This window comes from Luteibacter pinisoli, assembly GCF_006385595.1.
Taxonomy (GTDB): Bacteria; Pseudomonadota; Gammaproteobacteria; order Xanthomonadales; family Rhodanobacteraceae; genus Luteibacter; species Luteibacter pinisoli.
In genome coordinates, this window is the sequence record NZ_CP041046.1 from 1942536 (window position 1) to 1955193 (window position 12658).

Consider the following 12658-nt stretch of genomic DNA (forward strand, 5'->3'; position numbering starts at 1 on the left):
TCGATGGAAGCCTACAAGGTTCAACAACATAAGTACGACGTGATCGTGGTTGGCGCCGGTGGCGCTGGCCTGCGCGCCACCTTCGGCCTGGCCGAGAAGGGCCTCAAGGCCGCGTGCATCACCAAGGTGTTCCCGACGCGCTCGCACACCGTGGCCGCGCAGGGCGGTATCTCCGCCGCGCTGGGCAACATGGGTGAGGACGACTGGCGTTTCCACTTCTACGACACGATCAAGGGCTCCGACTGGCTCGGTGACCAGGACGCCATCGAGTACATGTGCCGCGAAGCGATTCCGGCCATCATCGAACTCGAGCATTACGGCGTGCCGTTCTCCCGTACGGAAGAAGGCAAGATCTACCAGCGTCCGTTCGGCGGCATGACCACCCATTACGGCAAGGGCACCGCGCAGCGCACCTGCGCCGCGGCCGACCGTACGGGTCACGCCATCCTGCACACCCTCTACCAGCAGGCGCTGGCCCACGACGCGACGTTCTTCATCGAGTACTTCGCGATCGACCTCATCTTCGACAAGGATGGCGTCTGCCGTGGCGTGCTCGCGCTCGACATGAACGAAGGCACGCTGCACCTGTTCCGCGGCCACGCCGTGGTCATGGCCACCGGCGGCTACGGCCGTGCGTACTTCAGCGCCACCTCCGCCCACACCTGCACGGGTGACGGCGGCGGCATGGTGCTGCGCGCTGGCCTGCCGCTGCAGGACATGGAGTTCGTGCAGTTCCACCCGACCGGCATCTACGGTGCGGGCTGCCTGATCACCGAAGGCGTCCGCGGCGAAGGTGGTTACCTCACCAACTCCGAGGGTGAGCGCTTCATGGAGCGCTACGCGCCGAACGCGAAGGATCTTGCCTCGCGTGACGTGGTCAGCCGCGCCATGACGATCGAAATCCGCGAAGGCCGCGGCGTGGGCCCGAACAAGGACCACATCCACCTCAACCTGATGCACCTCGGCCCCGAGGTCATCGGCGAGCGCCTGCCGGGTATCGCCGAGTCGGCGCGCATCTTCGCCGGCGTGGACGTGACCAAGGAGCCGATCCCGGTCCTGCCCACCGTCCACTACAACATGGGCGGCATCCCGACCAACTATCACGGCGAAGTCGTCACCAAGCTCGACGACAACCCGGATTCCGTGGTGCCCGGCCTGTTCGCCATCGGCGAAGCCGCGTGCGTGTCGGTGCATGGCGCCAACCGCCTCGGCTCCAACTCGCTGCTCGACCTGGTCGTGTTCGGCCGTGCCGTGGCCAACCGCTGCGCCGAGGTCGTCAAGCCGGGCACGGCCCATCCGGACCTGCCGGCCAACGCGCTGGACAAGGCCCTCGGCCGCTTCGACGCGCTGCGCTACGCCAACGGCAATACGCCGACGTCGCAGATCCGCGCCGAAATGCAGAAGACCATGCAGAACGACGCGGCGGTGTTCCGCACCGGCGAGACGCTGGACGAAGGCTCGAAGAAGATTTCCGACGTGTTCGCGAAGTTCCAGGACGTGAAGGTCACCGACCGTTCGCTGGTGTGGAACTCCGACCTCATCGAAACCCTCGAGCTGTCGAACCTGCTCTCGCAGGCCGTGGCCACCATGCACTCGGCGCAGCAGCGTCCCGAGAGCCGTGGCGCCCACGCCCGCGAAGATTTCCCGGACCGCGACGATCACGACTGGCAGAAGCACACGCTGGTGTGGATCGACGAGGAAGGCCGCTCGAAGTTCGATTTCCGTCCGGTGCACATGTACACCCTGACGGATGACGTCGAAGTCGTGCCGCCGAAAAAGCGCGTTTACTGATACCGGACCGGAGAGGCAATCGTGGCAGAGTTCACGCTACCCAAGAATTCCAAAATTACGGCCGGCAAGCATTTCCCGGCGAAGGGCGCGAAGAACACGCGCACCTTCAAGATCTATCGCTGGACGCCGGATGACGGCCAGAACCCGCGCACCGACACGTACGAAGTGGACCTCGATACGTGCGGCCCGATGGTTCTGGATGCCCTGCTGAAGATCAAGAACGAGATCGACTCCACGCTGTCGCTGCGCCGTTCGTGCCGCGAAGGCATCTGCGGTTCGTGCGCGATGAACATCGACGGCACGAACACGCTGGCCTGCACCCGTGCGATCTCGGAATGCGGCAGTGGCACCGTCGCGATCTACCCGCTGCCGCACATGCCGGTGGTGAAGGATCTCGTGCCGGACCTCACGCACTTCTACGCGCAGTTCGCGTCGATCAAGCCGTGGATGCGCACGCAGAGCCCGGCGCCCGCCGACAAGGAGCGCCTGCAGTCGCCGGAAGACCGCAAGAAGCTCGACGGCCTGTACGAGTGCATCCTCTGCGCCTGCTGCTCCACGTCGTGCCCCAGCTACTGGTGGAATGGCGACCGCTACCTCGGCCCGGCCATCCTGCTCCAGGCGTACCGCTGGATCGTGGACAGCCGTGACGAAGACACCGGCAACCGCCTGGACGACCTGGAAGATCCGTTCAAGCTGTACCGCTGCCACACCATCATGAACTGCGCCCGCACCTGCCCGAAGGGTCTCAACCCGGCGAAGGCGATTGCGGAGATCAAGAAGCTGATCGTGCAGCGCCGTTCGGCCTGATGAGGCCTGGTCCGGCCCCGACGGGGCCGGACCGCTGGATCCCCGATGGAAGAAGCCCGCCTCAAACGCCTGCGCTGGCGCACCCGCCGCGGTACCCGCGAGCTCGACCAGCTGTTTGGCTGGTGGCTCGACGAGCGCTTCGCCGACGCAGACGAGGCCGCCAGGCTGGCATTCGATGAACTGCTGGACGTGCAGGATCCCGATCTCTGGGATTGGGTGATGGGTCATGCCCGTCCTCCACGCGACGACTGGCAGGCCATCATCGATGACATCCGTGCAAGGCATCACCTTTGAGGCGCGCCCCTCGGCCGCGCTGACCCAGCTCCTTTGCCTCGTTGTGCTCGCCGGTGCCCTGGCACCGTGGCCTACCAGCCTGCCGCTGGCGGCCCGCGCCTGCCTGTCCGCCGGCGCGCTCGCCGTTGGGCTCTGGCGGGTGCGTCGCTACCGGCAGCCCGCGCTGGCGGCCGTCCAGTGGCATCCCGAGGGCGCGTGGGTGGCCATCGACCCGCACGGCGCCATCCATGCCGCGGAACCCCGGGACGCCCGCGTGGTCGGTGAATGGGTGTTCCTACGGCTTTTCTGGCACAAGGGCAGGGCAACCCTGGTGCTCGGACCGGATAACATGGACGCCGACACGTTACGGATCCTGCGCATCCGCCTTGGGCCCTAGCGACGGCCTTGCCGACCGCCGCCGCATCGGGCACTCTGCCGCGCGATGCATGCCTTTCGTGGCGGGCTCCCCACTTCCAGGTGTAATCCGACAGGTATGTTCAGACCCCTCGAGCTCTTCATCGGCCTGCGCTATACGCGGGCGAAGCGGCGCAACCAGTTCATCTCGTTCATCTCCACGGTGTCGATCGTCTGCATCGCCATCAGCGTCACGGCGCTGATCACGGTGATGTCGGTGATGAACGGCTTCGACAGCGAGCTGCGTTCGCGCATCCTCGGCGCCGTGGCGCACGTCACCGTCTCCGGCATCGACGAAACGGTGCGCGACTGGCCGCAGGCCGTCGCCATCGCCAAGGACACGCCGCACGTCGAAGGCGCCGCGCCTTACGTGGAAATCCAGGCCTTCCTGCAGGCGCGCCGCTCCAGCGGCGCGATCATCCGCGGCGTGCTGCCGTCGATGGAGCCGAAGGTGTCCGACCTCGACCAGCACATGGTCGAAGGCAAGATGACGGACCTGACCGACCACGGCTGGAACATCATCCTCGGCCGCGAGCTGGCCGTGCAGCTGGGCGTGGAGAAGGGCGACAAGGTCACCGTCGTCGTCCCGCAGTTCACCGCCACGCCGATGGGCGCGGTGCCGAAGCTGCGCAATTTCACCGTCAGCGGCATCTTCGAACTGGGCATGCAGGAGTACGACTCCAACCTCGCCCTGATCAGCATGCCGGACGCCGAGCGCCTCAACGGCCAGGAAGGGCCGACGGGCATCCGCCTGAAGCTGGACGACATGCGCCAGGCCTTCCCGGTGGCGCAGATGCTGGTCAACCGCCTCGGCCAGACGTATCGCGTGCAGACCTGGATGGACACCCACGCCAACTTCTTCCATGCGATCGACATGGAGAAGACGGTGATGTTCGTGATCCTCTCGCTGATCATCCTCGTCGCCGTCATCAACCTCATTTCGATGCTGATGATGCTGGTCACGGACAAGCAGGCTGACATCGCCATCCTGCGCACGCTGGGTTCCACGCCGCGCAGCATCATGGCCATGTTCATGGTCCAGGGCCTGCTGGTTGGCGTGGTCGGCATCGCCGCGGGCGTCACCTTCGGCGGCCTGCTTTCGTACAACCTGCCGGCCATCGTGAAGTTCATCGAGCGCGTCAGCGGCCATACCTTCCTTGCGCCGGATGTGTATTACATCAGCGAAGTGCCGAGCCAGCTGCTGTGGTCGGACGTGGGTTGGGTGGTGCTGGTGACCTTCGGTTTCTCGCTGCTGGCCACCCTGTATCCGGCGTGGCGCGCCTCGCGCACGCAGCCTGCCCAGGCGCTCCGCTATGAATAATCCCAACGAGATCGTCCTGCGCGCTACCGGCGTCGCCAAGGTCTACGAAGAAGGCGACCTGCGCACCGGCGTGCTGTCGAACGTGAACTTCGAACTGCGCCGTGCCGAGACCATGTCCATCGTCGGTGCGTCCGGCTCGGGCAAGTCCACGCTTCTGCACATCATCGGTGGCCTGGATACGCTCACGGCCGGCAAGGTGGAAGTGAACGGCCGCGTGCTGTCCGAACTCTCGGACGCCGAGCGTGGCCGCGAGCGCAATCGGTCGCTGGGCTTCATCTACCAGTTCCACCACCTGCTGCCGGAATTCACCGCGCTGGAAAACGTGTGCATGCCGCTGCTGATCCGCGGCGTGTCCATCGCGCAGGCGCAGAAGGAAGCCACGGCGTTGCTGGAGCGCGTGGGCCTGGGCTCGCGCCTGCGCCACCGCCCGGCGGAGATGTCCGGCGGCGAGCGCCAGCGTTGCGCCGTGGCGCGTGCCCTGGTCACCCGGCCGGCCTGCGTGCTGGGCGATGAGCCCACGGGCAACCTCGACGAGGCGAACGCGGCGGCGGTGTACGACCTGATGGTGGAGCTCAACCGCGAGATCGGCACCAGCTTCGTGCTGGTCACCCACGATTCGCGCCTGGCGAAACGCATGGACCGCACGCTCGAGCTGCACAACGGCGAGCTGTTCGAGCGCTAGATCGACTTACCGATCATCTTCCGGGTGGCAGCGCGGCCCGCGCTGTCGGCCAGGGCCACCACGGCGTAGTTGTGGCCGCCCGACGACCAGTAATTCGCCAGCAGGCCGCTGTCCTCGCGTTCGCCGCGGGGCAGCAGGTGCCGCGCCGCGCCCGGCGGCCGCACATAGAAACTCACGGTATGCCCGTTGCCGTCGTCGTACAGGACCATGGCGGCCGGGCCCTGGTCGGTCGCGAACAGGCGCCCGCCCATGGGGCGGAAGCCGGCATCGGCCAGGTCGGGCAGGCGCACGTCGGCGCCGACCCTGCCGTTCAACCACGCCCGGAGGTCGTTTTCGTTCGGCGTGGTGATGTCCAGGCCCAGGCCGTGGTCCACCACGAGCAGCCGGTAGGCCTGCATGGCGTCGGCCATGGGCTCCACGGAGCCCTTGCCCATGCCGCGCACCGTCCAGCCGAACAGGGCGCCCACGCTGAGGCAGATCACGAAGCCGGCGGCCATCGACAGGCGGCGCACCCGGCGCTCGTGCATGCGGCCGCGGACGAATACCGGGTCCAGGTCGGGTACCGGGCCCAGGTCGCCCACCAGCAGGGCGCGCAGCTGCTGCGCATCCTGGCGCCAGGCCTGCACCTCGTCCGCGCGCTCGGCGTCGCGGGCCAGGTGTCGCTCCACGTGGCTGCGGCGCGGCTCATCAAGGTGGCCGTCCACGTAGGCGTGGATGTCGTGTTCGCTGGGCGGGATGGTGTTCATTTCAGCAGCCGCAGGGCAGGGGTTTCGGTGGTGCCGTCACCCAGTGCGCGGAGCGCGCGGCGGGCACGGGAGAGGCGGGACATGACGGTGCCGATGGGGATGCCCAGGATGCCGGCCACCTCCTGGTAGCTCAGCCCCTCGACGGTGACCCACAGCAGCAGGCTGCGTTGCTCATCCGGCAACGATGCAAACGCGGCGAGGGTGGCGTGGGTTTCCGCCACGCGCTCGGCCGACGGCCAGGTGGGCGTTTCTTCCCGTCCCAGCGCGCCCATCAGCAGGGCATAGCGGCTGGCCCGGCGTTTCCCGTCGAGAAACAACCGGTACAAGATCGCAAACAGCCACGCACGCAGACTCTCGTCATCACGGCGCGAGGCCCGTTTGGCCAGCGCCCGCTCCATCGTCGACTGAACCAGGTCATCCGCCGCGTGCGCATCCCGGGCCAGCCACAGCGCAAAGCGCCGCAGTCGCGGCAGCAGGGTGCGCAGGGCATCGTCGAACTGCGGATCGGACATGCCGGGCCTCTTATCGGGAACGGATCGTAGGCAAGACGACCGTCGTGACGAAATATTCCTTGCAGAGGGAATAAAAGTCGCTGACGTGCGTCCCACCTTTTGAAGCCCCGCACCGCGGGGAGAGGAGAAGCACCATGCAGGACCCCAGGAACCCGCGACCCCCCACAGGCCTTGCCTGGCGCTGGGGCGTGATCGGCCTGGCCGTGGTCGGCACCGCGGTGGCCTTTGGCTACGTCGGCGGCTGGCTGGCCCCCGACCGGCTCAGCCCGAAGAAAATGATCAACGTCCTGCAGGCCAACGGCGGCGACCATCCCGGTTACCGCCGCAACCACGCCAAGGGCATCTGCGTGGGCGGCCGCTTTGAGTCCAACGGACAGCTCGCCGCGTTCTCATCGGCCAGGCTGTTCGCCAGCGGCAGCACGCCCCTGGTCGGCCGCTTCGCCATCCCGGGCGGTAACCCGCAGGCACCGGACAGCTCCGCGCCCATCCGCAGCATGGCTTTGCGCTTCGACATGGCCGACGGTGAACAGTGGCGCACGGGCATGAACGCCATGCCGGTGTTTCCGGTGTCCACGCCACAGGATTTCTACGCCCTGAACGTGGCTACCGCGCCCGATCCGGCCACCGGCAAGCCGAACCCCGACAAGGCGAAAGCGTTCTTCGGGTCCCACCCGGAGACCGGCCCCTTCCTGATGTGGATCTCGCAGGCCAAGCCGCCGGCCAGCTACGTGGACGAGACCTACCGCAGCCTCAATGCGTTCTACCTGCGCGATGCGGCGGGTCAGCGGCATGCGGTGCGCTGGCAGGTGGTGCCGGAAACGCCCTCCACGGGCGACGGCAGCCCGGCCGCAGGGGACACCGAGTACCTCGCCGCGGACCTGCAGAAGCGCCTGGCCGCCGGGCCGGCACGCTGGCATCTCCAGTTCGTCTTCGCGAACGATGGCGACCCGATCGACGACGCCTCGAAGGCATGGCCGGAGGATCGCAAGGTGGTCGACGCCGGCACCATCGTGCTCGACAGCTGGCAGCCGCAGGCGAACGGCCCGTGCCGTGACGTGAACTACGATCCGGCGATCCTGCCGCACGGCATGGAGATCTCGGGCGATCCGATCATCGTCGCGCGTTCGGCCGCCTATGCCGAATCGTACCTGCGCCGCACCAGCGAGGAGGGCCACCTGCCGGGTACCCTGCAGCCGAAGGGGACAACGCCATGAGTCGCTACGATACGTTCCACCCCGTGGCCCGCGTGCTGCACTGGCTGATGGCGATCATGATCCTGTCGATGCTGTTCATCGGCGCCGGCATGGTGAGCACCCTGGCCGAGAAACACGCCGCCCTCGTCGCGATCCACCGGCCGCTGGGCATGGCGATCTTCGTGCTTGCGCTCATTCGCCTCGGCTTCCGCCTGGTCCACCGGCCGCCACCGCTGCCGGTGGATATGCCGGAGTGGCAGAAGCTCGCGGCGAAGGGCTCGCACTGGGTGCTGTATGGACTGATGATCCTGATGCCGCTGATTGGCTGGGGCATGCTTTCCGCAGGCAAGTACCCGGTGGTGATGGGCGGTGGCTTCGTCCTGCCACCGATCCTGCCGCAGGATCCGGCGCTTTTCGCATGGTTGCGTGAAGCCCACCGGTACCTGGCGTGGCTGTTCTTCCTCACCTTCCTCGCGCACATGGGCGCCGCGCTCATGCACGGCCTCATCCGCCGCGATGGCGTGCTGAAATCGATGACCACCGGCAATTAGTGCCTTCCGGGCGCATCGGGCACAATCGCCCGATGCGCCTTGTCCCGATCGCCCTGACCGCCATGCTCGCGCTGCTCGCCGGCTGCCGTTCCCTCGGCTATTACGCCCATGTCACGCACGGGCAGGGCGCGCTGTTGATGGCGCGCCAGCCCATCGACAAGGTCATCGCCGATCCGAAGACAACGGACAAGGTACGCCAGCGCCTGGTGACGGCGCGCGAGGCGCGTGCCTTCGCCAGCGAGCACCTCGACCTGCCGGCCAATCGCAGCTACACCTACTACGTGCAGCTCGACCGCCCGTGGGTCGCTTGGAACGTCTTCGCCACGCCGGAACTCTCGGTGGATCCGGTGGTGCAGTGCTTCCCCTTCGCGGGCTGCGTGTCGTACCGCGGCTACTTCCGCAAAGACCTCGCGGATCGCGAAGCCGCACGCCTGCGCGCGCTCGGTAACGATGTATCGCTCGGCGAAGTGCCGGCCTATTCCACCCTCGGCTGGTTCGCCGATCCGGTGCTGAGCAGCATGCTCGGCTGGGACGATGACGACCTGGTGGGCACGATCTTCCACGAACTCGGCCACCAGAAGATCTACGTGAAGAACGATTCCTCGTTCAACGAATCGTATGCCAGCTTCGTCGAGCAGGAAGGCGTGCGTGAGTGGCACGCCGCAAGACACCTCCCGCCGCCGGATCCGAAAGGCGATGCGCTGGCTCATTCGTTTACCGAGCAGGTGCTCGCGCTACGCGAGGATCTGAAGGCGATGTACGCGCTGCCGATGGATGACGACGCCAAGCGTGTCGCCAAGGCCGAAGCCTTCGAAGTGTTCCGTGGCAACTACCTCGTCTGGCGCGCGGGCGAGGCCGGTGGAGATCGTCGCTACGATCGCTGGATGGCCCAGCCGATGAGCAACGCACGGCTCCTGCCGTTCGGGCTGTACGACCAGTGGACGGGCGCCTTCGCGGCGCTCTTCGCCCAATCCGGACGCGACTGGCCCAGGTTTTTCGCCGCGGTGCAGGCGCTGGCGACGCTGCCGCCCGACGCGCGCACGCGCCAGCTCGAATCGCTGAAGGCGTCCGCTACTTCGCTTTGCGCGTCGCCATGTGCCTGAGGTAAGCCTCGAGGTCATCGAGGTCGTGGTCCGATAGCACCTGCGCGTTGAACGCCGGCATCTTCGCCTGCGGCCAGTGGCGCAGATCCTGCGGGTTGCGCACCAGCACGCGCAGCATGCCGTCGCGCAGGTATTCGGTGGGGCTGTGCGGGAGGTTGAGATCCGGCCCCAGCTTCGCGTCGCCCTGGCCGTTGAGGGTGTGGCAGGTGATGCAGTTGCGCTGGAAAACGGCGAAACCGCGCATCACCGGGCTGTCGCTGGCCAGGCCCGGCGCCGGACGCATCAGCGGAAAGCGCGCCGCCGGGTCGGCCAGCACGCGGATCGAGGCCACCTGGTACGGCCACTGCTCCGGGCCCACCTTGCCGGCTTCCGGGTGCAGCCACACGAGGTAGAAGGGGCCGGCGGACAGTTTGCCGTCGCCCAGCGAGGGCCATGCGGCATCTTCGACGGCCAGCCACGCCTCGGCGCCGTGTCCGTTGAGCACGAGGGTCGCGGGGATTTCGGCTGAAAAGCCATCCAGCGCGGTGAACTGCAGGTGCGCGTCCGGAGCTACCCCGGTCAGCAGGGCCTTCAGCGGCACCGCCGTGTAGCGCATGGCACGGTGGTAGGAGACGTCGCCCGGCACCTCGATGCGGCGGGCGTCCGGCCGGCCCAGCAGCTGCTGGGTGGTCAGCGTGGTGGCACCGTGGCCGGTAGCCACCGTGAGGCTGGCGGCCTGGGCCAGGCCGGCGAAGGCGGCGAGGAGGAATCCGAGCAAACGGCGCACGCGTATGTCCTTAAAGGGGGGCGAATCATCGCACTACCCTCGAATTATGGCCTTGTCGCCCCCATCGGGGGAGTTCGACCCGATCACGGATCCACCATGTCCGATACCACCGTCCCCGAGTTCTTCCAGCGCTTTCCCATGCCGACCATCACCGATGGCGCCCTGGATGCCGACCTCGCGGCCGACGACAACCGCATCGCCATCCTGTTCCTGTGGGGCCGTGACTGCCCCAACTGCGATATCGCCAAGCGCCAGATCCTGTTGACGCCCGAGCGCTTCCAGTGGCCCGAGGTGCGCTGGTTGAACGACAACGTGTACAACGATCCGAAAATGGCCACGCGCTTCGGCCTGCATGGCATCCCGGCCTTTTTCCTGTTCCACCGGGGCAAGAAGCTCGGCAAGATCACCCCGTGGCCCGGCACCGACCGCTTCGTCGAGGCCGTGGAAAAGCAGATCGCCCTTACCAAGGCCAGCGCATGATCATCAGCTCCCTGCTGGATACCGACCTCTACAAGTTCACGATGATGCAGGTGGTGCTGCATCAGTACCCAGCCGCCGAGGTGGAATACCGCTTCCGCTGCCGCACGCCGGGGATCAACCTGGTACCGCTCATCCCGACGATCGAGCAGGAGCTTGCGCACCTGTGCTCGCTGCGCTTCACGGAAGACGAACTGGCTTACCTGCGCGGCATGCGTTTCATCGACAGCGACTTCGTCGACTTCCTCGGCCTGTTCCAGCTCAACGCGAAATACGTGTCGATCACGCCGTCCGCCACGGATAACGGAGAGATCGACCTCGTCATCCGTGGGCCGTGGCTGCACACCATCCTGTTCGAAGTGCCGCTGCTGGCCATCATCAACGAGTTGTATTTCCGCCACGCCTTCCCGGACCACGACCTGGCCGAAGGCCGTGCGCGCCTGCACGCGAAGATCGCACTGCTGCGCGATACCCCGGGATTCGACAAGGTGCGCGTGGCCGACTACGGCACGCGCCGTCGCTTCTCCGGCGCGTGGCATGAAGAAGCGCTGGGCATCATGCGCACCGGGTGGGGCAAGCAGCTGGCGGGCACGAGCAACGTGCTGTTCGCCATGCGCTCAGGCATGACGCCGATCGGCAGCATGGCCCACGAATACCTGCAGGCGTTCCAGTCGCTGGGACCGCGGCTGCGCGATTCACAGGTCGCGGCCCTGGAAGCGTGGGCTCGCGAGTACCGCGGCGATCTCGGCATCGCGCTGTCGGACGTCTACGGCCTGGAGGCGTTCCTGCGCGACTTCGACATGTATTTCTGCAAGCTCTTCGACGGTGCGCGGCACGATTCGGGCGACCCGTTTGCGTGGGGCGACCGCATCCTCGCGCACTACGAAAAGAACCGCGTGGACCCGCGCACCAAGACCCTGGTCTTCAGCGACAGCCTGGACATCCCGAAGGTGATGGACCTCTACCGCCACTTCGAGGGGCGCTGCATCCTCTCGTTCGGCGTGGGTACCAACCTCACCAACGATACCGGGCCGGAGCCGATCAATATCGTGATCAAGATGACCCGCTGCAACGGCCAGCCCGTCGCCAAGCTCTCCGATTCACCGGGCAAGAGCATGTGCGACGACCTCGACTACGTGGCCTACCTGCGCCGCGTGTTCGATCTTCCCGCGGCTTAGAACGCCGGAAGCACCGCGCCGTTATAGGTTTTCTCGATGAACGCCTTCACCTCGGGCGAGGTGAGGGCGGCGGCGAGCTTCTGCACGCGCGGGTCGTCCTTGTTGTCGGCGCGCGAGACCAGGAAGTTCACGTACGGCGAATCCTTGTCTTCGATCAGCAGCGCGTCCTTCACCGGGTTCAGGCCGGCGGCGAGCGCGTAGTTGGTGTTGATCAGCGCGAGGTCCACTTCGTCGAGGACGCGCGGCAGCATCGCCGCTTCGAGCTCGCGGAACTTCAGGTGCTTCGGGTTCTGGTCCACGTCTTTCAGCGTCGCCAGCTTGTCGCCCGGGTTCTTCAGGGTGATCAGGTTGTGCCTGGCGAGCAGGAGCAGGGCGCGGCTGTTGTTGCTCGGGTCGTTCGGGATGACGACGTTGGCGCCATCCGGCAGCGCATCGATCGACGTGTACTTGCGCGAATAGGCGCCGAACGGCTCGATGTGCACGCCGACCACCTTCACCAGGTTGGTGCCGCGCTCGCGGTTGAACGCGTCCAGATAGGGTTCGGTCTGGAAGAAATTCACATCCAGCTGCTTCTGGGCCACCTGCAGGTTGGGCTGCACGTAGTCGGTGAACACCTTGATCTCGATGTCCACGCCCTGCTTCGCGAGCAGGGGTTTGATTTCTTTAAGGATTTCCGCGTGAGGCACCGGCGTGGCCGCCACCGTCAGCGGCTTGCCCGCGTCCGCCTGGCTGCCCGACTCGCCATGGGAACAGCCTGCCAGGAGGACGGCAAAGGCGGTGGCGAGGGAGATCAGGCGCTTTTTCATGGGGGCATCCGGGCACGATGTTGCGGTGCGACAGCATA

Annotated in this window: 15 protein-coding genes; 11 read left to right on the plus strand and 4 right to left on the minus strand. The window is 66.6% G+C overall.

What is annotated here, in order from left to right; translation table 11 throughout:
* Nucleotides 1-3 precede the first annotated feature (3 nt).
* The 6 genes from sdhA to lolD all read left to right on the plus strand — a co-directional run bounded on the left by sdhA (nucleotide 4) and on the right by lolD (nucleotide 5288).
* The gene (gene sdhA, locus FIV34_RS08925; RefSeq protein ID WP_139981715.1) at nucleotides 4-1791 is read left to right on the plus strand and encodes a succinate dehydrogenase flavoprotein subunit; all 1788 of its coding nucleotides are present in this window, start codon (nucleotides 4-6) and stop codon (nucleotides 1789-1791) included.
* 21 nt (nucleotides 1792-1812) lie between these two features.
* Complete coding sequence (locus FIV34_RS08930; protein WP_139981717.1) at nucleotides 1813-2598, plus strand: succinate dehydrogenase iron-sulfur subunit; 786 nt, start codon at nucleotides 1813-1815, stop codon at nucleotides 2596-2598.
* 45 nt (nucleotides 2599-2643) lie between these two features.
* On the plus strand, nucleotides 2644-2892 hold the full coding sequence (locus FIV34_RS08935; RefSeq protein WP_139981719.1) for an FAD assembly factor SdhE: 249 nt from the start codon (nucleotides 2644-2646) through the stop codon (nucleotides 2890-2892).
* A complete protein-coding gene (locus FIV34_RS08940) occupies nucleotides 2864-3268 on the plus strand; it encodes a hypothetical protein (protein ID WP_139981721.1) in 405 nt (134 codons plus the stop codon). Before FIV34_RS08935 ends, FIV34_RS08940 begins: the two co-directional genes overlap by 29 nt.
* A gap of 96 nt (nucleotides 3269-3364) precedes the next feature.
* The gene (locus FIV34_RS08945) at nucleotides 3365-4606 is read left to right on the plus strand and encodes a lipoprotein-releasing ABC transporter permease subunit (RefSeq protein ID WP_139981723.1); all 1242 of its coding nucleotides are present in this window, start codon (nucleotides 3365-3367) and stop codon (nucleotides 4604-4606) included.
* Nucleotides 4599-5288 carry a lipoprotein-releasing ABC transporter ATP-binding protein LolD gene (lolD, locus tag FIV34_RS08950; RefSeq protein ID WP_139981725.1) on the plus strand — a complete coding sequence of 230 codons (690 nt, stop codon included), beginning with the start codon at nucleotides 4599-4601 and terminating at the stop codon, nucleotides 5286-5288. The genes FIV34_RS08945 and lolD overlap by 8 nt, the downstream gene beginning before the upstream one ends.
* On the opposite strand, the gene FIV34_RS08955 is transcribed toward lolD, so the two are convergent.
* Both FIV34_RS08955 and FIV34_RS08960 read right to left on the minus strand, forming a co-directional pair.
* Complete coding sequence (locus FIV34_RS08955; RefSeq protein ID WP_139981727.1) at nucleotides 5285-6034, minus strand: anti-sigma factor family protein; 750 nt, start codon at nucleotides 6032-6034, stop codon at nucleotides 5285-5287. The two genes, lolD and FIV34_RS08955, sit on opposite strands and share 4 nt — an antisense overlap.
* Nucleotides 6031-6546, minus strand: a complete 516-nt coding sequence (locus FIV34_RS08960; protein ID WP_139981729.1) for a sigma-70 family RNA polymerase sigma factor — start codon at nucleotides 6544-6546, stop codon at nucleotides 6031-6033. Before FIV34_RS08960 ends, FIV34_RS08955 begins: the two co-directional genes overlap by 4 nt.
* Nucleotides 6547-6680: 134 nt before the next feature.
* On the opposite strand from FIV34_RS08960, the gene FIV34_RS08965 reads away from it, so the two are divergent.
* The 3 genes from FIV34_RS08965 to FIV34_RS08975 are packed head-to-tail and all read left to right on the plus strand — an operon-like array spanning nucleotide 6681 to nucleotide 9393.
* Nucleotides 6681-7760, plus strand: coding sequence for a catalase family peroxidase (locus FIV34_RS08965; protein ID WP_139981731.1), 1080 nt, complete (start codon nucleotides 6681-6683; stop codon nucleotides 7758-7760).
* On the plus strand, nucleotides 7757-8290 hold the full coding sequence (locus tag FIV34_RS08970) for a cytochrome b (protein ID WP_139981733.1): 534 nt from the start codon (nucleotides 7757-7759) through the stop codon (nucleotides 8288-8290). Before FIV34_RS08965 ends, FIV34_RS08970 begins: the two co-directional genes overlap by 4 nt.
* Before the next feature lie 32 nt (nucleotides 8291-8322).
* A complete protein-coding gene (locus tag FIV34_RS08975; RefSeq protein ID WP_246058788.1) occupies nucleotides 8323-9393 on the plus strand; it encodes an aminopeptidase in 1071 nt (356 codons plus the stop codon).
* Here FIV34_RS08975 and FIV34_RS08980 read toward each other — a convergent pair.
* A complete protein-coding gene (locus tag FIV34_RS08980; RefSeq protein WP_139981735.1) occupies nucleotides 9362-10159 on the minus strand; it encodes a cytochrome c in 798 nt (265 codons plus the stop codon). The two genes, FIV34_RS08975 and FIV34_RS08980, sit on opposite strands and share 32 nt — an antisense overlap.
* 96 nt (nucleotides 10160-10255) lie before the next feature.
* Between FIV34_RS08980 and FIV34_RS08985 the strand changes: the two genes are divergently transcribed.
* Together FIV34_RS08985 and pncB are read left to right on the plus strand one after the other, a co-directional pair.
* The gene (locus tag FIV34_RS08985) at nucleotides 10256-10639 is read left to right on the plus strand and encodes a thioredoxin domain-containing protein (RefSeq protein WP_139981737.1); all 384 of its coding nucleotides are present in this window, start codon (nucleotides 10256-10258) and stop codon (nucleotides 10637-10639) included.
* Complete coding sequence (pncB, locus tag FIV34_RS08990) at nucleotides 10636-11814, plus strand: nicotinate phosphoribosyltransferase (RefSeq protein ID WP_139981739.1); 1179 nt, start codon at nucleotides 10636-10638, stop codon at nucleotides 11812-11814. The genes FIV34_RS08985 and pncB overlap by 4 nt, the downstream gene beginning before the upstream one ends.
* On the opposite strand, the gene FIV34_RS08995 is transcribed toward pncB, so the two are convergent.
* On the minus strand, nucleotides 11811-12620 hold the full coding sequence (locus tag FIV34_RS08995; protein ID WP_139981742.1) for a MetQ/NlpA family ABC transporter substrate-binding protein: 810 nt from the start codon (nucleotides 12618-12620) through the stop codon (nucleotides 11811-11813). The genes pncB and FIV34_RS08995 overlap by 4 nt on opposite strands.
* Between the last annotated feature and the right edge of the window lie 38 nt (nucleotides 12621-12658).